The sequence below is a fragment of the Halopiger goleimassiliensis genome, assembly GCF_000455345.1.
Classification (GTDB): Archaea; Halobacteriota; Halobacteria; order Halobacteriales; family Natrialbaceae; genus Halopiger_A; species Halopiger_A goleimassiliensis.
On record NZ_HG315690.1, the window covers coordinates 1,119,928 to 1,141,522 of the forward strand.

Annotated in this window: 17 protein-coding genes; 11 read left to right on the plus strand and 6 right to left on the minus strand. The window is 64.4% G+C overall.

The annotated features are described in order from the left end of the window. Positions 1–82 precede the first annotated feature (82 nt). Genes TX79_RS05470 through TX79_RS19215 form a run of 3 tightly spaced genes read left to right on the plus strand, consistent with a single transcriptional unit; the run spans position 83 to position 3,178 of the window. Positions 83–820 (plus strand): NAD(P)/FAD-dependent oxidoreductase, encoded by a 738-nt coding sequence (locus TX79_RS05470; RefSeq protein ID WP_049926228.1) that lies wholly within the window; start codon positions 83–85, stop codon positions 818–820. 58 nt (positions 821–878) lie between these two features. Then, positions 879–3,044 (plus strand): IucA/IucC family protein, encoded by a 2,166-nt coding sequence (locus TX79_RS05475; protein WP_049926230.1) that lies wholly within the window; start codon positions 879–881, stop codon positions 3,042–3,044. Then, on the plus strand, positions 3,041–3,178 hold the full coding sequence (locus TX79_RS19215; protein WP_154660462.1) for a hypothetical protein: 138 nt from the start codon (positions 3,041–3,043) through the stop codon (positions 3,176–3,178). Before TX79_RS05475 ends, TX79_RS19215 begins: the two co-directional genes overlap by 4 nt. 249 nt (positions 3,179–3,427) lie before the next feature. Here the strand turns inward: TX79_RS19215 and TX79_RS05480 are convergent, their stop codons facing one another. After that, positions 3,428–3,847 (minus strand): hypothetical protein, encoded by a 420-nt coding sequence (locus TX79_RS05480; RefSeq protein ID WP_049926232.1) that lies wholly within the window; start codon positions 3,845–3,847, stop codon positions 3,428–3,430. Between the two features lie 108 nt (positions 3,848–3,955). On the opposite strand from TX79_RS05480, the gene coaBC reads away from it, so the two are divergent. From coaBC to hpt, 3 genes are all read left to right on the plus strand, one after another. Further along, positions 3,956–5,155: a bifunctional phosphopantothenoylcysteine decarboxylase/phosphopantothenate--cysteine ligase CoaBC gene (coaBC, locus tag TX79_RS05485; RefSeq protein ID WP_049926234.1), complete on the plus strand. Its 1,200-nt coding sequence runs from the start codon at positions 3,956–3,958 to the stop codon at positions 5,153–5,155. A 358-nt stretch (positions 5,156–5,513) separates the two neighbouring features. Continuing rightward, positions 5,514–6,113, plus strand: coding sequence for a DUF7344 domain-containing protein (locus TX79_RS05490; protein WP_049926235.1), 600 nt, complete (start codon positions 5,514–5,516; stop codon positions 6,111–6,113). Between the two features lie 158 nt (positions 6,114–6,271). After that, positions 6,272–6,841, plus strand: coding sequence for a hypoxanthine/guanine phosphoribosyltransferase (gene hpt / locus TX79_RS05495; RefSeq protein WP_049926236.1), 570 nt, complete (start codon positions 6,272–6,274; stop codon positions 6,839–6,841). A 46-nt stretch (positions 6,842–6,887) separates the two neighbouring features. On the opposite strand, the gene TX79_RS05500 is transcribed toward hpt, so the two are convergent. The 5 genes from TX79_RS05500 to TX79_RS05520 form a co-directional block, all read right to left on the minus strand. Beyond that, positions 6,888–8,234 carry an ABC transporter ATP-binding protein gene (locus TX79_RS05500; protein ID WP_049928294.1) on the minus strand — a complete coding sequence of 449 codons (1,347 nt, stop codon included), beginning with the start codon at positions 8,232–8,234 and terminating at the stop codon, positions 6,888–6,890. Then, positions 8,227–9,285 (minus strand): ABC transporter ATP-binding protein, encoded by a 1,059-nt coding sequence (locus TX79_RS05505; protein WP_049926237.1) that lies wholly within the window; start codon positions 9,283–9,285, stop codon positions 8,227–8,229. The genes TX79_RS05500 and TX79_RS05505 overlap by 8 nt, the downstream gene beginning before the upstream one ends. Continuing rightward, on the minus strand, positions 9,282–10,508 hold the full coding sequence (locus TX79_RS05510; protein WP_049926238.1) for an ABC transporter permease: 1,227 nt from the start codon (positions 10,506–10,508) through the stop codon (positions 9,282–9,284). The genes TX79_RS05505 and TX79_RS05510 overlap by 4 nt, the downstream gene beginning before the upstream one ends. Positions 10,509–10,510: 2 nt before the next feature. Continuing rightward, positions 10,511–11,485 (minus strand): ABC transporter permease, encoded by a 975-nt coding sequence (locus TX79_RS05515; RefSeq protein ID WP_049926240.1) that lies wholly within the window; start codon positions 11,483–11,485, stop codon positions 10,511–10,513. 104 nt (positions 11,486–11,589) lie between these two features. Continuing rightward, the gene (locus tag TX79_RS05520) at positions 11,590–13,491 is read right to left on the minus strand and encodes an ABC transporter substrate-binding protein (protein ID WP_049926242.1); all 1,902 of its coding nucleotides are present in this window, start codon (positions 13,489–13,491) and stop codon (positions 11,590–11,592) included. A gap of 677 nt (positions 13,492–14,168) precedes the next feature. Here TX79_RS05520 and TX79_RS05525 point away from each other — a divergent pair. The 5 genes from TX79_RS05525 (at position 14,169) to TX79_RS05545 (ending at position 21,595) form a co-directional block, all read left to right on the plus strand. Then, positions 14,169–15,971, plus strand: a complete 1,803-nt coding sequence (locus TX79_RS05525) for an ABC transporter substrate-binding protein (RefSeq protein WP_049926243.1) — start codon at positions 14,169–14,171, stop codon at positions 15,969–15,971. A 143-nt stretch (positions 15,972–16,114) separates the two neighbouring features. Further along, complete coding sequence (locus TX79_RS05530) at positions 16,115–17,176, plus strand: ABC transporter permease (RefSeq protein WP_049926244.1); 1,062 nt, start codon at positions 16,115–16,117, stop codon at positions 17,174–17,176. After that, complete coding sequence (locus TX79_RS05535) at positions 17,173–18,903, plus strand: ABC transporter permease (RefSeq protein WP_049926245.1); 1,731 nt, start codon at positions 17,173–17,175, stop codon at positions 18,901–18,903. Before TX79_RS05530 ends, TX79_RS05535 begins: the two co-directional genes overlap by 4 nt. Beyond that, positions 18,903–20,258: an ABC transporter ATP-binding protein gene (locus TX79_RS05540; RefSeq protein WP_049926248.1), complete on the plus strand. Its 1,356-nt coding sequence runs from the start codon at positions 18,903–18,905 to the stop codon at positions 20,256–20,258. The genes TX79_RS05535 and TX79_RS05540 overlap by 1 nt, the downstream gene beginning before the upstream one ends. After that, entirely contained in the window at positions 20,255–21,595 is a 1,341-nt protein-coding gene (locus tag TX79_RS05545) for an ABC transporter ATP-binding protein (protein ID WP_049926250.1), read from the plus strand. The genes TX79_RS05540 and TX79_RS05545 overlap by 4 nt, the downstream gene beginning before the upstream one ends.

Here is a 21,595-nt window from a genome sequence, read left to right on the forward strand (position 1 = left end):
CGTTTCGACCGTTCACGGCCGAGAACGCGCCCCGGCGACGGAGACGGCAACCTTCTATAGCCGCCGCGCGCAACCCGCGGCTATGCGTGACGTCTGTATCGTCGGCGGCGGCGTCGCCGGCATGGCCGCATCGATCTTCACCGCGCGTGCGGGACTCGACACCCTCGTGATCGACGGCGGGGAGTCCATCCTCGCGCGCAACGCCAGCCTCGAGAACTACCCCGGCTTCCCCGACGGGGTCGACGCCCGTCGGTACCTCCAGTTGACCCGCGAGCAGGCCCGCAACGCCGGCGCAGAGTTCGAACTCGGCCGGGTGACGCGTGCCGAACCCGTCGAAGCGGGCGAGCTCGAGCAGGGGTTCGTCCTCGAGACCGAGGGCGGCGACCCGATCGAGACCCGCCGGGTGATCGCGGCGTCGTGGTCCGACAGCGACTACCTCGTGCCGCTGGACGTCGGGCGCATCCAGCGCGGATCGAAGTACTTCGTCGACGTCGACGAGGGCGGGCGGACGGCCGTCGAGGGGGTCTATGCGGCCGGCCGGATCGCCGGCGAACCCCACCAGACCGTCGTCGCGGCCGGCCACGGCGCGAAGGTCGGCCTGGCGGTCATCCACGACTCGGACGCGAACTTCTACCACGACTGGGTCGCCCCCGAGGGCTACTTCACCGGCCGCGACCGGGACGTCCCGCCGGGCTGCGAGGAGATCGACGAGGCGGAACGCCGGGAGCGCGACGAGCAGGCCCGGGAGACCATCCTCGAGGCGTTTGCGGAGCCGCTGGACGAGGAGCCGACGATGCACCCGAGCGTCGAGTCGGAGTAACCACCGGCGGTGCGTTCGCCGGGCACACCGTCGTAAGGGAGGGTGTGGAACCCCCCGTATGACGCGACCGACCGGCTCCGATCCGGTACGCCTGCGGACGGACGCGGAACGGGACGCCCTCGGTGCGGCGACCCAGTACGCCCGCGTTCACGATCGTTCTTCGCCGGCCGACGCGGCCTACCTCGAGGCGCTTCCGGACGCCAGAGAGGAGATCGCACGCCGCCTGGTGCGGGGCCTGCTCCGCGGTCGGCCGGAGGGGCTGCCCGACTACCGGATCGTCCCGACCGACCGCCCCTCGATTCCCGACGATCCGGAGCCGCTCGGCGCGCTCGAGACCGCGGACCTCGAATCGGTCCTCGAGTCCGCCCCCGATTCCTGCGATCGAGCCGCCTTTCAGCCGTTTTCCGCTACCGAAACCGTGTTGATCGCCCCGGTAGCGGCGAGACACGGCTACGATCGGTTCCGGTTTGCGGGCCGGATCCGACTGGTATCACCGACCTCCGAGTCGGACCCGGGTCGCACGCTCGAACACCCCGTCGACCTCGTCGACCGCCTCGCACGCGAAGGTACCTTCGTAACCGCCGATCAAGCGGAGCGGATCCGATCCGAAGTGGCCGAAAGCGTCGCCAACCTCGCGCTGGCGCGTCTCGCCCGGTCGGTGCTTCAGGAACGGATCGCGAACGCGAGGGGGACAGTCGAGGATTCGGAGGCATCCGAGCGGTCGTCGCTCGAGGCCGTCGCGGCGGGCGTACCGGCGGCCGATCCGGCCACCGCGTTCGAGCGAATCGTCACCGACGGCCACCCGTTCCACCCCGCGGGAAAGCTCCGCCGCGGGATGAGCGCCGCCGAGGGGCTGGCCTACGCGCCCGAGTTCGCCGACCGGATCGACGTCCGGTTCGTCGCCGTCGACCGCGACTACGCCCTCGAGACCAGCGCAGCGTCGACCGGCGCGAGGCTGACCGACGGGTTGCTCGAGACGGTCGACGGCCTCGCAGGCGCGCTCGAGCACGCGATCCCTGCCGATCGCGATCCGGACGGCTACGCCGTCGTTCCAGTGCATCCGCTCCAGTATCACCGGACGATCCCGCGGCGGTACGCGAGCCAGCACGAGGACGGCCGCGTCGTGCCGATTCCCGACTGCTCGCAGCCGGCCACGCCACAGCTCAATCTCCGGACCGTCGTTCCCGTCGAATCCGTGGGGGCCGAAACGGAGGGAGTGGGTCCGGCACGCCACCTCAAACTCGCGATTCCGGTCCAGACGACCAACGTCGTGCGCACCCTGTCTCCCCACGCCGTCTGGAACGGGCCGAAGGTGACCGACGTCCTGCGGGAGATCGCCAAGCGCGAGTCGCTCGAGCACCTCGGCGTGCTCGCTGAACCGGCGGCGACCTGTTACTACCCGCCGAACGGTCCCCACCCGAGCGGCGAGGGGTTCGACGACGCCCGGCACCTCTCGGCGCTGCGGCGGACGAACCCTTCGGCGCACCCGCTCGTTCCCGACGACGGGATTCCGATCGTCGCCTCGAGCCTGCTCGCCGAGGTGCCAGCGCCCGCAGGGGGAGGGGACGGCGACGGACGACGAACCCGACCGCTGGTCTGTGCGCTGCTCGAGCGGTACGAGTCCGCGGCCGACGCGAGGATCGGCGAGGGTACGGACGCGGCGCTTACCTTTCTCGAACGCTACGCCGCGGTCGTCGTCCCGGAACAGCTTCGACTGCTTTCGGGCTACGGGGTGGCCCTCGAGAGCCACCTCCAGAACGGCCTCGTCGTTTTCGAACCCGACACCGCGGCTCCGATCGCGACGCTGGTTCGCGATCTCGGCGGAATCCGCGTGCATCGAGGGCGGCTCGCGGACCGCGGGCTCTCGATCGATCCCTACCCGGACTCGGACGTAGACGCCGACGGCGAGGGGGACCTCCACCGGAAGCTGTACTACGCGCTCTTCCAGAACCACCTGGCCGAACTCGTCGCCGCGATCGGTCACGAGCGAGGCGTCGACGAACGACTCTGCTGGGAGCGGATACGGTCAGTGTGCGAACGGGCGTTCGACGAGTTCCGGGCCGACGGCGTCGCGCCCGGCGACCGGATCGCCCGAGACGAGCGCGCGCTGTACGAGACCCCCGCGACCCACAAGGCGCTGACCGCGATGCGCCTGCGGGGGAAGCGCCACGAGTACGTGACGAGCGCGGTGTCGAACCCGCTCTCGCTGTCGAGAGGTCAGTGACGTACGAACTCGTCACCGCGGTCGACGATCCGTCCGAACCCATCGCTCGAACCGGACAGACGATCTCGCTCGTCGATCAGAGCGAGTGGACCGACGTGGCGACGATCGAAATCGAAGCGAAGGTTTCCGGCTGAGTCGGCAGCGAGCCCATCCACATCGGCGGGTTCGAAAACCCGGTCCTCGTGCTTGAATCGGGACGGGAGTAACGAGATAACGGTCGAGAACGGCGACGGGGCGATCCACGCGTTTCGCCTCCGGGACGAAAACGAGGCCGTCGTTGACGAGTTCAAGACGGAATTCTTCGAAGGGGTCGGCGAGCGGCGGGACCTGACCGCCACCGTGACCGAGGAGCTAAATCAAAAGCGCCGTGCGTTCGTCCCGGCTTACCGGAAAAACACCCGGCGTCTCGCGAGGAGATACGCGAGCAGACCGAGCGACGCAGCGCCGGCGAAGCGGACGAACACGGTGGCGGAGCCCGCATCGATCCAGGCCAGCGCCGCTCCGACGGCGACGACGAGTCCGACGGCGGCTGCACCGTACCACCCGATGGGGCGACGTTGGTACAGCGCGAGGACGACGCTCCACAGCACCGCTCCGCAGGCGGAGTACTGAATCCCGGCGATCGTCTGCGGCCCCGGACGCGAGTCGACGACAGGGCCGCCAACCTGTACGAGAATCGCGAACCAGAACCCGAGGAGTCCAAGGCAGAACAGACCGAGCGAGACGACGATCACGTCTCCGGGTGGCCGCCCGTCGCCTTTCTCGAGAAGCGCGGCGATCGACCGTCCGACAGCGGCTGCCATCGGTTACGTTCATTCATCGCAGACACATAACTGTGGTCGGTGTCCGATCCACGATCGAGCGCCGACGCCTCGCTATCCTTAACACGTCGCCGTGAGAATAGCAGACGAATGCTCGAGGGAGTCAACGTCGCGCTCGGGGTGACGGGTTCGATCGCGGCCGTCAAGACGGTCGAACTGGCCCACGAGTTGCGACGACGGGGGGCCGAGGTGCGAGCCGTGATGACCGACAGCGCGCAGAGCATTATCCACCCCTGGGCCGTCGAGTTCGCCACCGAGAACGACGTCGTCACCGAGATCACCGGCGGCGTCGAACACGTCGACCTCTGTGGCTACGACGGCTGGGCCGACGTCTTCCTGATCGCGCCGGCGACCGCCAACACCGTGGGCAAGATCGCCGGCGCGGTCGACGACACGCCCGTCACGACCTGTGCGACGACCGCACTGGGGGCCGACACGCCCGTCGTCGTCGCACCCGCGATGCACGAGCCGATGTACGACCACCCCGGCGTACTCGAGGCCATCGAGACCGTCGAGACGTGGGGCGTCGAGTTCGTCGATCCGCGCATCGAGGAAGGGAAGGCCAAGATCGCCACCGAGGAGGCAATCGTCGTCGAGGTCGCCCGCGCCGCGGGGGAACGCCCCCTCGAGGGGAATCACGTGGTCGTTACGAGCGGTGCGACAGGAGAGCCGATCGATCCCGTACGGGTCCTCACCAACCGTTCGTCCGGGAAGATGGGGCGAGCCATCGCACGGGCCTGCTACGCCCGTGGCGCGGACGTGACGCTCGTCCACGGCTACGTCGGCCCCCGTCCGCTCTCGAGCGGGCCGTCGATCCCCGAGACCGTCCCCTACGCGACGGTCCGCGAGGTCGAGACGGCCGCGGAGATGCTCGAGGCCACCCAGGCGGCCTGCGCAGACGCCGACACCCTCGTCTCGGCCGCGGCCATCGGCGACTACACCGTCGAGGAAAGCGACGAGAAGATCCGCTCGGGACGGGAAGTGAGCCTCGACCTCGAGCCGACGCCGAAACTGATCGACCGCGTCCGGGAGGAACACTCGGACCTGCCGATCGTCGGCTTCAAGACCGAGACCGCCGGCGACGACGGCGAGATGGTCGCGCAGGCCCGAAAGACGCTCGAGCGTGCGGACCTCGCGTTCGTGGTCGCCAACGACGCGAGCGTGATGGGAGCCGAACGGACGCGAGCCCTGCTCGTCCACGCCGAGGACGTCGCCCGATTCGAGGGGTCGAAAGCCGATCTCGGCGGGGAGATCGCCGACTCGATCGCCGCGATCCTCGGCGGGAAGTAGTCGTCCGAACCGCTCGTTCTCACCGCCGATTGAGGACTGGCACCTTCTACACGACGGCGGAGTTCCCGTCTCCAGTGATGACACGAGGTGTAGCAACGTGTGGTTGTTTGGGCACTGGACGTTCTGCGCGGACGAATCGCCGTCGCGGATTTTCGCCGCTATCGACAGTCGTGGAAGGGCCGAGCTATCGTACTATCGTGTGGAAACGGAACGACCGTCGCCTTTTGCACGCTCGAGGCCGCCGCTCGCTCCGTTCGGGAGCGGGCGTTGATGAGAATTATATAGGTGGCGTTCCTGCCTCGAAATAATGGCTGCCAGATCGGCCCCGAATCGAACCCCCACTCAACGGTGATCCTCCGTGGCGTTGCAACAGCAAGACGCATCCGTCGCGACCGTCGACGACGAAGTAGAGGAACTCTCCAAGGGTGAAATCTTCGAAGTACTCCGGAACCAGCGACGGCGATACGTCCTGCACTACCTCAAACAGGACGACCGTCCGGTCGAACTCGGTGACCTCGCCCAGCAGGTCGCCGCCTGGGAGTACGAGACCGCCCTGGACGAAGTCACGCCCGACCAGCGAAAACGGGTGTACACGACCCTCCAGCAGACCCATCTGCCCAAGATGGACGAAGCCGGGATTCTCTCGTTCGACTCCAACGCCGGCGTCATCCAGGCGACCGAGCGGACCCACGACATCAGCGTCTACCTCGAGATCGTCCCCGGCCACGAGTTCGCCTGGCGCGAACTCTACCTCTCGCTGGGCGCGGTTAGCTGTGCGCTCGTCGCCGCGCTGTATCTCGAGATCTACCCGTTCACGATGGCCTCGGAACTGGCGTGGGCCGGCCTCATCGCCGCGACGATCACCGTAACGGCGATCGCTCACATCATCCACGAACGCAACATGCGGCTTGGCCACGGCGACCAGCCGCCGGAACTCAGCTACGGCGACGAGGAGTAACGAACGGCTGCGGTAGACCGACGCCCTCCTAGAGTTCGTCGACGAAGGCGAGTACTCCCTCGAGGATCGTACGTGAGTTGTGCACACGAGGCGTGGCAGGGAAACGAACGCGTCTACGGTATCGTCAACTTTTACTTCGCTTCCGACCCACCTGCGACATGGATCAACTGAAGCAGTCGCTTCTCGAGGCCCCGATCATCGAGAAAAACGGTTATCACTACTTCGTCCACCCGATCAGCGACGGCCTGCCGAAGCTGGACCCCGGCCTGCTTCGCGAAATCGTCATCCGCATCATCCGGAAGGCCGAACTCGAGGAGGTCGACCGGATCGTCACGCCCGCGGCGATGGGCATCCACATCTCGACGGCCGTCTCGCTGATGACCGACATCCCGCTGACGGTCATCCGCAAGCGCGAGTACGGCCTCGAGGACGAGGTCGCCATCTCCCAGCAGACCGGCTACTCGGAGAACGAGATGTACATCAACGACGTTCGCGAGGGCGAGCGCGTCCTCGTGCTCGACGACGTGCTCTCGACCGGTGGTACGCTCGCCGCAGTCCTCGACGCGCTCGACGAGATCGGTGCCGAGGTCGTCGACACCGTCGCAGTCATCAAGAAAGTCGGCGGCGAGAACAAGGTCGAAGACGCCGGCTACGACGTCAAGACCCTGATCAACGTCGACGTCGTCGACGGCGAGGTCGTCATCGTCGACGAAGGCGGCGACGACTGAGCGTCCCGGGTCGTCGAAACGAATCGAAACGCCCCGAAACGGCCGTTCAGTCGTCGGCGGTGGACAGTTCGATCGAGTCCTGCTCCCGCTCGTGGAGGATACACGCCGAGCGGTGTCCGCCTCCGTGGTCGGTGTCTTCCGGAACCGACTGCTCACACGGCGTCACGAACGCCCCGTTGAGCAACTCGGCTGCACCGGCGCGGTCGTCGGCAACGAGTTTCTCGAGTGCCTGCGAGAGCGTCTCTTCCGCCTGGGGATCCGAGAGCGTCTCGGGCAGGTCGAACTCGGTTCTGATCTGTGATTTGATCACCTCGTTCGACGGCCGGCCGTCGTCCTCGTCGACGAGCGCGTTCTCCTGGATCTGTTCGATGTCGACGTCGTCGGCAGCCACCCGATCGCGAAGGTTCAACAGCCGACGCCAGGTGGCTTGCTCGAGGTCCAGGTCGTCGGGCTGGATCACCTTCGGACACCGCGTGTGGAACCGACAGCCACTCGGTGGGTTCGACGGGCTCGGTACGGTGCCGGTGAGTTCGATCTGCTCCCGCTCGGCTCGGGGATCCGGAAGCGGAATCGACGACAGCAACGCCTCCGTGTAAGGGTGTTGCGGATTGGAGAAGATCTCCTCCGTCTCGCCGATCTCGACGATCTCGCCGAGGTACATGACCGCGACTCGATCACAGATCTTCCGGATGACGGACATATCGTGGCTGATAAAGAGCAACGAGAGGTCGAACTCCTCCTGCAGCTCGTCGATCAACGACAGGATCTCCGCCTGGATCGAGACGTCGAGCGCCGACACCGGCTCGTCGGCGACGATCAGATCCGGGTTGAGCACGAGCGCCCGGGCCAGCGCGATGCGCTGTTTCTGCCCGCCCGAGAACTCGTGTGGGTACCGATCGTAGTCCGACGCCGAGAGGCCGACGCGCTCGAGCAAGTCCTCGACGATGGCGCGACGACGCTGCCGATCGGTCATCCCGTGGACGAGCAACATCTCGGCGATGGAGCTTCCGATCGTCATCCGCGGATCGAAACTGGACGAGGGATCCTGGAACACCATCTGGGCGTCCCGACGGAACGCCTTCAGCTCCTTCTTGTCGAACCGCGTGACGTCGTTGGGATGCGTGCCGTCGGGGTTACGGGTCCGGCCGGCACGATCCCCGCCGTTGAAGATCACCTCGCCGTCCGTCGGCTCCTCGAGGCGGATGATCGAGGACGCCGCCGTGGATTTGCCACAGCCCGACTCGCCGACCAGTCCCAGGGTCTCGCCGCGGTGAATGTCGAAACTGATGCCGTCGACGGCCTTCGCCGCTCCGACCTGGCGGGAGAGCAGCCCCTTCGTGATCGGGTAGTGTTTCTTCAGGTTCCGAACGGAGAGCAACGGCTCGTCAGTCATCGGCGAGTTCACCTCCGTGGCCACCGCTCGAGGCGTCGTTCTCGAGCGACTCGTCCCTGACGACGCTGCTGTCGTAGCCGCGGTGGTAGTAGACACACGAGGCGTAGTGGTCCGGTCCGACCTCGGCGTCTTCCGGCTGCGTGCCGGTTCGACACGCCTCGACGGCGTGTTCACACCGCGAGGCGAACCGACAGCCCTCCGGCGGATCGGTCGGATCGGGAAGCGAGCCGGGGATTCCTCCCGCGTCGTTGCCTTTTCCGGGGAGACACCGCAACAGCGCCTGCGTGTACGGATGCGCCGGCTGGTCGAAGATGTCCATCACGTTACCACGTTCCATCACCTTCCCGGCGTACATCACCACGACGCGGTCCGCGATCTCCGCGACGACCCCCAGATCGTGGGTGACGAAGAGAATACCCAGCCCGTACTCCTCCTGGAGTTCCGCGAGCAGGTCGAGGATCTGGGCCTGGACGGTTACGTCGAGTGCCGTCGTCGGCTCGTCCGCGATGAGCAGATCCGGGTTTCCGACGAGCGCCATCGCGATCATCACGCGCTGTTTCTGACCCCCGGAGAACTCGTGGGGGTAGTCGTCGAACCTGGCGCTCGCGTTCGCGATACCGACCCTGTCGAGGAGGTCGATCGCGCGGGCCTTCGCTTCTTCCCGCGGGACGTCCTCGTGGACGGTGATCGCTTCGACGATCTGCCAGCCGACGGTGTAACAGTGGTTCATCGCTTCCTGGGGGTTCTGGAAGATGTGTGCGATGTCGTTGCCCCGCACGTCGCGAAGCTCCGACTCGGTCATCTCCAGCAGGTCCTGCCCGCGGAAGCGAACGGTGCCTTCGACCCGACCCGGCGGTTCGTCGACGATTCGGGTGATCGATTCCGTGGCGACGGTCTTGCCGGATCCCGACTCGCCGACGATACAGACGGTCTCGCCCTCGTCGACGGTGAAGCTAACGTCGTCGACGGCGACGAGCGTGCCGGCGTCGGTGTCGAACGTCGTCCTGAGGTTCTCAACGCTGAGTAGGTGGTCCTGGTCCGTGCGCGTCATTGTTCACTCTCCGCGTCCGCTTTCGGATTCAGTGCGTCCAGCAGTGCGTCGCCGAGGAAGTTGAACGCCAGAATCGTCAGGAAGAGGACGAAGCCTGGCGCGAGGATGATCCACGGCGCGAACTCGATGTGATCCCGACCGGCGGCGATCAGTTGCCCCCACGAGGGGATCTCCGAGTCGCCGAGATCGAGATAGGCCAGCTGTGCCTCGAACAGGATGAATCCCGGAATGAGCAGCGTGAGCTGGGTGATGATGCTGCTCGCCGTGTTCGGCACCACGTGGCGACGTACCACGCGATAGACGCTGGCTCCGCTGATTCGGTTCGCCTTGATGTACTCCTCTTCCGATATCGACAGCGCCTTGCTTCGTACGTATCGGGCCGTCGTGCCCCAGCCGAACACGGAGAAGATCAGGATGAACATCCCGAGACTCGCCCCGTAGATGTAGAGGATCAGCAGGAACATCACGAACGTCGGGAACGAGATGACGATGTCGACGAACCGCATCATGACCTCGTCGATCCAACCGCCGGAGTAGGCGCTGACGGTGCCGAACGTGATGCCGATCACCGCCACGATGGTGGTCGTGATGAAGGCGATCTGCATGCTGATGGTCATCCCGTGAACGATCCCGGCGAAGACGCCTTCCCCGGCGCGGGTCGTCCCCAGCGGGTACTCCCAGGTGCCGTAACACCTGCCGTTGGCCATCTCACCGAGACACTGCGAGACGTACACCGAGTCGACCGAGGCGAACACCGGCGGCTGGAAGCCGGCCAGGATGTCCTGTTCCGGGGCGCTGATGAAGAACGGTCCGAGCAGTCCGCCCACGAAGATGATCCCGAGCCACACCAGGCTCACGACCGCGGGCCGGTTGCGCTTGAACTCGGACCAGTAGTACTTCGTCATCCGCGGGTTCTGGTACAGCGGCAACACCAGGTACAGGAAGAACAACAGCAGCGTGAAGAGGAACAGGTAGTCGACGGACGACAGATCCTGATTGAGTCCGACCGTCTCGAACAGCCACGAGAGGTTGAGATCCTGTCCCAGTTCTTCGAAGGTCGCTTTCCGCTCGCCGACGAATCGCCAGTCGTAGAACGCGAGCGCGAGCAACGGAATCGTCGCCGCGAGCATCAACTTCGAATTGATCGAGAGCGAGATCCCCCTCGAGTCGGCGAATTCCTCCCAATCGACGCGATCGAACCGATCCGGTTGTTCCGTTGCCATAGTTATCTATCGTCGTAGCTGATCCGCGGATCCATGATGGTGAATACGAGGTCCTCGAGCAGGTTGCCGACGACTGCGATGAAGGTAAACACCAGCGTCGACCCGACCACGAGGTTCGTGTCCTGTGCGACCACCGCGTCGAAGGTCAGCCGGCCGAGGCCGGGTATACTGAAGACCACCTCGACCAGCAGCGACGAGCCGAGGAAGACGAACAGCAGTTGCCCGACCAGCGTCGTCGATAGCGGTACCATCGTCGGCCGCATGACGTGGTAGGCGTATGCGCGCAAGGGCGAGACGCCCTTCGCCTTGGCCGTCTTCATGAAGTCCGCGTTCAGGAACTCCGCCGATTCGTTCCGCGAGACGCGCATCAGCCCGCCTATCGACCCCGTCACGAGGACGAACACGGGCAAGACCAACTGTCTCGCGTTCTCGAGGCTGAATACGGGGACGTTCGGATCGAACGATACCGGAACCCAACCTGCCCAGATCCCGAAGATCAACAGCAGGATGATCCCGAAGAAGAAGTTCGGGATCGCGTAGCCGAAGAACGCGAAACCGGTCGCGACGTGGTCCTTCCAGCTGTACATGTTCACGGCGGAGTAGACCCCGACGAACGGACCGATCAGCACCGTGAGGATCGTCCACGGGACCGAGTACTGTGCCGTGACGTACAGCGCCTCGAGGAGTGCCTGCGTCACCGGCTGGCTCCGGTAGTCCGACCAGCCCCAGTCGAAGGTGTAGACGCTGGTGACGTAGTCGACGTACCTGACGTGGAGCGGTTGGTTGAGGCCGCGTAACTCGCGTTCTCGTTGCATGGCCTCGGCCGGATCGCCGCCCTGGAGCGCCGCTTGCGTCGCCGCCTCCTGGACGTTCGGATCCGGCGACAGCGCCAGCAACACGAACGTAATCGAGACGATAATAAACGATACGAACGCCGCCCACGCTACGCGTAAACTAATGTATCGTGCTAGACCCATATCTGTACCGTGTCTGCGTCAGTTCTCAGATTCATATCAGCTCCGCCGAATGCATTTGTCTTCCCCAGATCTAGTGGTCCTCGTCGAGAGATTCGACTACGGACCTACTCGTCGAAGTGCCACGCGGCGAAGTCCCATTCGTTGGAGAAGTTCTCGATCGGTCCACGCAGGTCCGCGTTGTAGCCTATCAGGTCGTCAGCGAACACCAACATGATGTAGGGCTGTTCCTCCGCGATGTTGCGGAAGATTTCCTGGAACGTGTCGGTCAACTCCTCCCGCGACTCGGCCGCGCGGGCCTGATCGAACAGTCCTTGGGCGTCGAACTCGGGGTAGTAGCCGACCGGGTTGTACGTCGTGTTGGCACCGTCGAAGAAGGCCTCGTTCGTGATCGGGTTCCGCGGGTAGGTGTTCAGCCCGAACACGATCGACATGTCCCACGGCTCGTTCGAGGTGACCGAGCGGGGACCGGGGTTCTGCGGCGTCGGGTTGTCCCACTCGACGCCGATCTCGGGGTCTTCACCGCCCTCGGGATCGCCGGTCCAGTACTCGTTGTTGAACCGCGTGCCGTCGATCGCTTCGACCACGACCTCGATGCCCAGGTTCTCGTCCAGCTCCTGGGAGATGAACTCTGCCATGAGTTCGGAGGTGTTCGCCCCGGCGCTGTAGTAGATGTCGAGCACCACCTGATCCCCTTCAGGCGTGACCAGGTCGCCGCCGTCGTAGTGGTAGTCGTAGTCGGACTGGTCGAGGGCGGACTCGACGAGCGAACGTGCAACCTCGGAACCGTACTGGTCGCCGGTACCGAACGTCGGCATCTCGTCCTCGTCGGGGTAGAAGTTCGAGAAGCGGGGCTGCCACGTGTAGTGGGTCTCCGCCAGCCCGTTGTAGACGCCCTCGATGAGTTCCTCCTTGTCGATCGCGGCGGCGAGTCCCTGACGGAACTCGACGTACCGGAACAGGTTCCCCGGCCCGGCAGTCCAGCCGTTGTCGCGCATGTTGAGCGAGATGATCCGGTTGTAGGGCTGGGGAACCTGATTGACGGAGACGTCCGAATTGTTCACGAACTCCTGGTAGCGCTCCGGCGGGAGTTCGACCTCGTCGGCCTCCCCGGTCTGGAGGGCTCCGAGTCGCGCGGACTGTTCCTGCATGACGCTGATCGAGGCCCCCTCAAAGTACGGCGCGCCTTCGAACAGGTCGGGCCCTTCGTCGATGTCCTGGATGTAGTAGTCGTCGTTGCGCGTGTAGGTGATCCCCGAACCGCGGTTCCACTCCTCGAGTTCGTACGCACCGAGGTTCCCGGTGAACTGGAGTTCCAGCAGTTCCTCGTCCTGCTGGAGGCCGTCGACGTCCTCCTCGTCGACGTACGGTTCGACCAGATCCCGCGGGATCGGATACTCGAGCGGGGCGAACGTCTCGGGCCACAGCAGTTCCGGGTCCTCGAGTTCGGCCTGGAACTCGTACGTGCTGTTTTGCTCGACGTGGACCCCGTCCCAGTCGACCGCGTTGGCGGTGTTGGCCCAGTCGGCCTGGTGGAGTTCCTGGATCTGGTAGACGAACGATTCGGCGGTGACCTCGCCGTACGGGTCGCTGAACTCGAGTCCCTCGCGAACGTCGAACACCCAGACCTCGCCGTTGTCGGTGTCCATGTCGTACAACAGCGGGAAGTAGTCCTGATTCGCGTCGAAGGTGTACCCCATGTCGAGGGCGTACCCAATCGCCACTCCGGCACCGTTCTCGGTGTTGTACAGCGGGTTCAGGGTCGTAAAGGTATTCCCCGACACGGCGTCGTACGTGCCGCTGACTTCGGGCAGTTCGTCGACGTCGTCGATGTCGCTCTCGTTGTCACCGAAGTCGTCGCTCGTGCCGTTTCCGTCCCCATTGCCGTCGCCGTTGCCGTTCCCCTCGTCGCCGCCGGCACAGCCAGCGAGACCGACCGCAGATCCCACGCCGAGGAGGGCGAGCATCTCCCGTCGTGACTTGCCATACCGTTCACGTGAGTGTGACATACTGTTCCATGTTGGATAACAGCACATTATAAAACTAACGATTGTCTTGCAAAAGGAGTAGATGTGCGTTTACTGGCCACCACGTTTGGCGTACAAACAACGGAATGACGAGCAAATGCGCGCATGAATCGAATATTTTTACACCCGCGCTCAAACGGCCTAACAGGCCGAATTACGTCCAGTTCGTTATCATATTCCGGGGTGGAATAGCATCGTCGTTTCTGAACGTTCGTCGTAAATGATCACATTCCACGGCCAAGACGTCAGCCGTCGGATCGGAGTCCTCGACAGAGAGACGACGCGGTCGCTTCGAAGCCGCGTACGAACGGAAATCCGGGTCGATAGCGCCACAAGTTCGCCATCCCGGGTACGATAGAACTGCCGAGTTTCCGAGAGAAGTCGCTGACGGGTGAACGACGAGCGAATGCGTCCAGTGATCGGTGCGGGGGCGACTCCCTCCCACAGACCGGATGGAAGCCCGTTACACCACAGATCCATTGTTTAAATGATTTTTACTCCTATATCGCCACTGTCGCACATGTTTGTCCACTAACTACCAGAATAGGTTGAGGTGTTCCTCCCGGTATATGGCGACAACTTTATATCACATGTTTGTGCTAGGCACTGCTATGCCGGATGCTAAGGAACGGCAGGACGTAGATCAGACACGACGAACGATGCTCGCGGTTCTGGGGGGAAGCGCAACGGTCGGACTCGCCGGATGTTCCGCACTCATCGACGACGGGAACGGCGAGGACGGCAACGGTGACGGCAACGGTGACGGCTGGGAGGACCTGGAAACCAGCGAGAACGCCGACAAGGCCCAGGCTGCCTGGGAACGAGTCCTCGAGAACACCGCCCCCGAAGAGGAGGACGTCCGCAACGAGGCCTACATAGAGATCGAGGAGGCCGTCAGGGACGACATGGTCATCCTCCCCCTCTATCACGAACTCGAGGAGATCTTCTCCTACGACTACGTCGACGCCCCCGAAACGGGGTCGCTCGGCTTCTGGATGCAGCAGCACAACCGGACGGAGCTGACCAACGGCGACGACGAACTCACGCTGTTGAACTCCAGCTTCGACGAACTCGACCCGATCATGTCCACCGACACCGCCTCGGGTCGGGTCATCAACCAGATCTACGAGAAGCTGACCCACTACACCAACGGGACGGACGAAGTCGAGAACCAACTCCTCGAGGACTTCACTCTCTCGGACGACGGTCTGACCTACACCTTCGAGATCAAGGAGGGCGTCCAGTTCCACGACGGCCGCGAGCTGACCGCCGACGACATCAAGTACTCGTGGCGGCGGATGGCCGAATCCGAGTACAGCGAGCGACAGACGTTCATGATCGCGACGCCGAACGGGCTCGGCATCGAGTACGAGGAGTCCGACGACGGCGGCATCGAACCGGACTCCATCGCGGTCGACGTGATCGACGACTACACGTTCGAGGTCACGCTCCGCGAACCCAACCCGAAAACGATCGAAATCCTCACGTACTCGGCGTTCGCCGCCATTCCGGAAGGTCTCGTCGGCGACATCGAGGGCTACGACGGCGAAATCGACCACGGGGAGTTCCAGACGGACACCGCAATCGGAACGGGTCCGTTCCAGTACGAGGAGTTCAACCCCGGCGAGGACATGGTCGTCAGCCGGTTCGACGACTACCACGGCGAAACGGCCAGCGTCGAGACGATCCGCTGGCTCGAGATCGAGGACGCGGAAGCCCAGTGGACGAACATCGTCGAAGGGAACCTCGACATCTTCGACATCCCGACGCCGCAGTACGACCCCGACCTGATCGACGCCGAGGAAGACGAGGCGGGCAACCGCTCGGGCGAGTACGGCCCGATCGAGAACGACGAGGTGCTCAACTACAGCGCAGCGCCCCAGACGAGCATCTACTACTTCGGCTTCAACGTCACGAACGTTCCCCGGCCGGTCCGACGTGCTATCGCGTACGTCACCGACCACGAGGAACTCATCGAAGAGGTTTTCTCGGAACGCGGCTCCCCGGCGTACAGCTTCACGCCGCCGGGCCTCTGGCCCACGGGTGAGGAAGGGTACGAACAGTGGGTCGACGAGTGGCCCTACGGCGTCAACGAGACCGACACCGAAAGCGCCGCCGACGAACTCGAGGAGGCCGGCTTCACCGAGGACGACCCGTTCGAGCTGACCGCCAACACGTACGCCAGCGCGCCGGAGTACGCCGACCTGGCCGACCTGATCCGCCAGAAGCTCTCCGGTCTCGGCGTCGAGATCCAGATCGAAGAGACGCAGTTCTCCACGCTGCAGGACCGCGGTGAGGACGGCGACCTCGAGATGTACTCGCTCGGCTGGACCTGGAGCTGGGTCGACCCCGCGTACGGTCACTACGGGTTCGAACCCAAACTCACCAACACGTCCGAGATGCCCGAAAACGGGGGCAGCTACTACCTCGACTGGCACACCAACCTCGACGAAGAGGCCTGATCGACCCCCCTCTACCTACGTTCGGTCCCCGATCCCGGGGAGAGGGAGAAACATAATGCTTAGTTACCCGCGGAAGTGACGACTAATTGGACAAGTATGCAACGGTATACGAATAGAAATCTCAACATTCCAAGTGATATACGATGAGTCGCTGGACGTACTTCTTGAAGCGGCTCCTCCTGTCGGTCCCAGTCCTGTTTCTAGCACTGACGCTGATCTTCGTGCTGTTACGGATGGGACCGATCGACCCGGTCGCTGCAAGACTCGGACCCGAAGCGTCCGGAGCCGACGCTGCACTGATGCGTGAACGTCTCGGCCTCAACGATCCGCTCTGGGAGCAGTACGTGAACTTCGCCTGGGACTTCCTGACGTTCGACCTCGGCCAGTCGTGGGTCGTCTACGCGGACATGGAGGTAGTCGACGTCCTGTCCTGGACTGCTCCGCCCACGCTCTGGCTGGGCTTCTGGGCCATCCTGCTGCCTCTGTTTATCGGCATCCCGCTCGGCTTCTACGCCGGCCTCCGGCCCAATACGGCCAGTGACTACCTGGCCTCCATCGGCGGGATCCTCTGGCAGGCGATGCCGAACTTCTGGCTGTCGATCATGTTCCTGGCGGTCCTCCGGCAGACCCAGGGTTCCGACTGGTTCGACTGGTACGAGATCGGTCCCGATCTCAACAGCGTCACCGGCACGCCGGATCTCGGGTTCGCCGCCATGAACTGGATCGACGCCGGCATCGTTTCGATCCCGTACCCGACCGGCATCGACTGGGGACTGCTCGCACACGACATCAAACTCATCCTCCCGCCGGCCATCGTCCTCGGCTCGGCGTCGATGGCCGCCGAGTTGCGCATCGGTCGGACGGCGATCCTCGAGACGATCAACTCCAACTACGTCGTCACGGCCAAAGCGAAGGGGGTGAAAGACCGGGTCATCATCTGGAAACACGTCTTCAGGAACGCGTTGATCCCACTGGTCCCGGTCATCACCAACGAGGCATTCCTGCTGATCGGCGGTTCCGTGATCGTCGAGCAGATCTTCAACATCAACGGCCTCGGGCGTACCTTCTTCCGTGCGATGGTCCAGGGTGACTTGCCGCTTGCGGGAGCGTTGCTGTTCATCTTCACACTGATCATCATCCTGCTGAATATCCTGCAGGACTTCCTCTACACCATCATCGATCCACGAGTGGGGTACGACCAATGAGAACTACGGACACAGCCGAAACGACCGGTCCGGACGCCGAAGAAACGCTACTTCGCGAGCGCATCGCGGACAATCCCCGCCCGGCGCTGCTCTGGCTCCTCGGGGCCGGAGTGCTCGTCGCCCTCGAGTTCGGACGTATCATGGGCGGCGTGCTCCAGCTCGGGTCGGCGGCGTCGTTCGTCCTCGGTGGCCTCGCCAAGATTCCCGGCTGGCTCGGCGGCAACGTCGGCGACGCGACGCTTCCGATCCTGGAATACGTCGTCAGCGACGCCGTGACCCTGGTGCTGCTGTTCGCCGGGGCAGTGCTGCTCACCAACGTCCTCCCGTGGTCGATCGCCGACGTCGTCGACGCCGACGTGAGTCGCCGGAAGCTGGTCTACCTCGAGCGGATCGTTCTGACGGGGGTCCTCGCCGGGATCACTTTCCTGGTGATGCTCACGCCCGTCGGATCGATCGCCAGGGGAGTGTTGGCCGCCCCGTTCGAGACCCTCTCGTCGGTTCCGACCATCACCAGCCACGAGGTAATCTCGAATCAGGGCCACAGATTGCCCGACGGCGGCTGGGAAGGGACCTTCCTCGGTCTCTCGCCCGCTATCGCGTGGGCGATCCGTGTCCTCCTGGTCTACGCCTACGCGTTCGCAGTGATCGCGTGGATCTGGAAGGGCTACAACGTCTACCGGGAGCACTACCGGCAGGCCGACTGGACGCCCCGCGACGACACGCTCCGTCGGCTTCGAAACCACTACTGGGGCCTGTTCGGGATGTTCGTCGTGTTGCTGTTCGTGGTCACGGCGCTGTGGGCTCCTGCCGTCAGTCCCACGACGGCAGAACAGAACATCTACTCGCCGTATCAACACGAGGTCGAATACCTCAACGACGACGGCGAGGTCGAATCGATTCTCGTCGGACAGGCGAACCTCGACACGCAATCCGATAATCAAAACACCGTCGGGCCGTTGAGTTACGACCAGTACGACCGCTGGAAGCCCCTCGGAACGACGCCGAACGGGCAAGACATGATGACACATCTCGCCTATGGTGCCCAGACGTCGCTCCTGATCGGGCTGCTGGCGATCGGTCTCGGTGGCCTGATCGCCGTCTCGCTGTCGCTGGTGACCGCCTACTACAAGGGCGTGATCGACGTCGTCACGGTGGTTACCAGCGACACGATCATCTCCATCCCCGCGTTCCTGCTCGTGATGATGATCTCGGTGCTGTTCAACGAGGGGAACCACTACCTCGCCCAACCCATGGACGGCGCGCTGTTGCTCGGCCTGGTCTTCGCGTTCATCTACTGGCCGGGAATGTGGCGCTCCATCCGCGGCCCCTCGTTACAGGTCGCCGAAGAGGAATGGGTCGACGCAGCGAAGAGTTACGGACAGACTCCAGGAAACACGATGCGCAAACACATGGCACCGTACATCGCGGGCTACATCATGATCTACGGCTCGCTCCTGCTGGGTGGCGTCATCATCTTCACCGCCGCCCTCTCGTTCCTCGGCCTCGGCATCAACGCGCCGACGCCGGAGTGGGGCCGGCTCGTCAGCGACGGCCAGTACTTCGTCTCGACGTCCTCCTGGCACGTCGCGACCATCCCTGGCCTGATGATCGTCCTCGTCGTGACCGCGTTCAACGCCCTCGGCGACGGGCTCCGTGACGCGATCGATCCGGAGGCCGACGTCAGTGCCGACGATGCAGGTGCCGCAGCAGCCGGAGGTGGTGGCTAATGTCTCTGCAGGAAACCCCCGACCGAACGACCGCTCGAGACGCACCGATCATCGAGGTCCGGAACCTCCAGACGGCCTTCTTCACCGAGAAGGAGACCATCCGGGCCGTCGACGGCGTATCGTTCGACATCCGAACCGGCGAAACCGTCGGTATCGTCGGCGAGAGCGGATCAGGCAAGAGCGTCACCGCGCGCTCGATCATGCGCCTCGTCGACTCCCCCGGACGGATCCTCGAGGGCAGTAGCGTCCGCTTCAACGACCTCGATACCGTCCGCGAGTACGCGTCGACGTTCTCGGGTCGGACGGTCGACGTTCAGCGCCTGGAAAAACAGTACGATACTGCGGACCTGTTCGCCCGGGACGACGTCACCGTCTCGCCGGCCGCCCTCGGCTACGAGGACCCGGCCGACGTCCCCCTCGCGGACTTCCTCGCGGCCGGCTACGGCGACGGCCTCGGCATCGTCGACGAGGACGACTGCGTCTTCGTCACGGACGGCAATCCCGACTCGCCCGAGGACATCGTCGACGGGTTCGTCGAGATCACCCGCGTCAGTGGTGAGGCCCAGCGGCTCCTGCGCGGCGGCCGCATCGCGATGGTGTTCCAGGACCCGCTCACGAGCCTCAACCCCGTCTACACCGTCGGCAACCAGATCAAGGAGGCCCTGCGGCTCCACCAGGGGCTGCGCGGCGAGGAAGCGACCCAGGAGGCCGCCGAGTTGCTCGAGGCAGTGGGCATCCCCGACGCACGACGCCGCGTCGACGAGTATCCACACCAGTTCTCCGGCGGCATGCGCCAGCGGGCCGTCATCGCGATGGCGCTGGCCTGCGATCCGGAGGTGCTGATCTGTGACGAACCGACGACGGCACTGGACGTGACGATCCAGGCCCAGATCCTCGATTTGCTCGAGGAACTCCAGGAGGAACGGGACCTCGCGATGATGTTCATCACCCACGACATGGGCGTCATCGCGGAGGTGTCCGACCGGGTCAACGTCATGTACGCAGGCGAGGTCGTCGAGACCGCCGACGTCGAGACGCTGTTCGCCGATCCGGCCCACCCCTACACCCAGGGACTGCTCCGGTCGATCCCGGGCCAGCAGACCGGCGACCGACTCGAGACCATCGAGGGCAACGTCCCAACGCCGAACGAACCGGCGACCCACTGTCGGTTCGCGCCGCGGTGTCCGGAGGCGTTCGACGCCTGCAACGCGGTCCACCCGGAATCGGTTCCGGTCGACGAAAGCGACAGTGGCCACACGGCGGCCTGTCTCCTCTGTCCGAGGCACCGCTCGACCAAGGAAGCGGTCGAAATACATCGGCGACGGAACGCCGATCAGGGAGGTGATCGCCAATGAGCCAGGACGTTACGGGAACCCGGCCGGTAGCATCGAGCGACGCCGACGACGACGTGATGATCGAGGTCGAGGGACTGAAGACCTACTACGACGACAGCGGCCTCTTCAGCAAGACGCCCGTCAAGGCAGTCGACGGCGTCTCCTTCGAGATTAATCGGGGCGAAACGCTCGGTCTCGTCGGCGAATCAGGCTGCGGGAAGACGACCCTCGGTCGCACCCTCCTCCGGCTCGAGGACGCGACCGCCGGCGAGATCCGCTTCGACGGGACGGACATCACGGAGCTCGATGGAACGGAACTCCAGCACTGGCGTCGGAACGCCCAGATGGTGTTCCAGGACCCCGACTCGAGTCTCAACGATCGGATGACGATCGGCGAGATCATCCGGGAGCCGCTCGACGTCCACGACTGGAAGACGCCGCGCGAACGACGCCAGCGGGTCAAGGAGCTGCTGGCGACGGTCGGGCTCCAGCGCGAACACTACTATCGGTATCCCCACCAGTTCTCCGGCGGCCAGCGCCAGCGCATCAGCATCGCCCGCACCCTCGCGCTCGAGCCGGACTTCGTCGTGCTCGACGAACCCGTCTCGGCGCTCGACGTCTCCGTCCAGGCCGAGATCATCAACCTGCTCGAGGACCTTCAGGAGGAGTTCGGGCTGACCTACCTGTTCATCGCTCACGACCTCTCGGTCGTCCGGTACCTGTGCGACCGGGTCGCGGTGATGTACCTCGGAAACATCATGGAGATCGGTCCGACGGAGGAGCTGTTCGAGAAGCCGGCGAACCCGTATACGCACGCGCTGCTCTCCGCGATTCCGGAGCCGGACCCGACCGTCGAACGCGATCGGATCACGCTCCACGGGACGCCGCCGAACCCGCGGTATCCGCCGACGGGCTGTCCGTTCAGCACGCGCTGTCCGGTCCGGATCCGGCCCGAGGAGTACCGCGACCTCGACGACGAACTCTGGACGCGGCTCGTCACCCTCCGGGACCTGATCAACGAGCGCAAGCGGGCTGAGCTGTCGATCCGCGAACGGGTCAGATCGAAACTCGGCAAGGACATCCGGTTCGGAGCGATCGACGAGACCTTCGAGGAACTGTTCGGCGACCTCGACGTCCCGTCGAAGGTCCAGTCCGTGCTCGACGAGATCGAGGCACACCTGCACGATCAGAACGAGGAGGCCGCACTGTCGCTCTTCAACGAGGAGTTCGCTAGCGTCTGCGATCGCGAGCCGCCCGAGTACTACGAGGTCTCCAACTCCGGCCGGGAGAGCTTCTGTCACCGCCACTCGGTCGACTACGAGTCGCCCGACACCGTCTTCGATCGACGCAATCAGTGA

Coding starts and splice junctions, on each gene's coding strand:
- TX79_RS05470 (WP_049926228.1), top strand. CDS start 83: ATGCGTGACGTCTGTATCGTCGGCGGCGGCGTCGCCGGCATGGCCGCA.
- TX79_RS05475 (WP_049926230.1), top strand. CDS start 879: ATGACGCGACCGACCGGCTCCGATCCGGTACGCCTGCGGACGGACGCG.
- TX79_RS05480 (WP_049926232.1), bottom strand. CDS start 3,847: ATGGCAGCCGCTGTCGGACGGTCGATCGCCGCGCTTCTCGAGAAAGGC.
- coaBC (WP_049926234.1), top strand. CDS start 3,956: ATGCTCGAGGGAGTCAACGTCGCGCTCGGGGTGACGGGTTCGATCGCG.
- hpt (WP_049926236.1), top strand. CDS start 6,272: ATGGATCAACTGAAGCAGTCGCTTCTCGAGGCCCCGATCATCGAGAAA.
- TX79_RS05500 (WP_049928294.1), bottom strand. CDS start 8,234: ATGACTGACGAGCCGTTGCTCTCCGTTCGGAACCTGAAGAAACACTAC.
- TX79_RS05505 (WP_049926237.1), bottom strand. CDS start 9,285: ATGACGCGCACGGACCAGGACCACCTACTCAGCGTTGAGAACCTCAGG.
- TX79_RS05510 (WP_049926238.1), bottom strand. CDS start 10,508: ATGGCAACGGAACAACCGGATCGGTTCGATCGCGTCGATTGGGAGGAA.
- TX79_RS05515 (WP_049926240.1), bottom strand. CDS start 11,485: ATGGGTCTAGCACGATACATTAGTTTACGCGTAGCGTGGGCGGCGTTC.
- TX79_RS05520 (WP_049926242.1), bottom strand. CDS start 13,491: ATGTCACACTCACGTGAACGGTATGGCAAGTCACGACGGGAGATGCTC.
- TX79_RS05525 (WP_049926243.1), top strand. CDS start 14,169: ATGCTCGCGGTTCTGGGGGGAAGCGCAACGGTCGGACTCGCCGGATGT.
- TX79_RS05530 (WP_049926244.1), top strand. CDS start 16,115: ATGAGTCGCTGGACGTACTTCTTGAAGCGGCTCCTCCTGTCGGTCCCA.
- TX79_RS05535 (WP_049926245.1), top strand. CDS start 17,173: ATGAGAACTACGGACACAGCCGAAACGACCGGTCCGGACGCCGAAGAA.
- TX79_RS05540 (WP_049926248.1), top strand. CDS start 18,903: ATGTCTCTGCAGGAAACCCCCGACCGAACGACCGCTCGAGACGCACCG.
- TX79_RS05545 (WP_049926250.1), top strand. CDS start 20,255: ATGAGCCAGGACGTTACGGGAACCCGGCCGGTAGCATCGAGCGACGCC.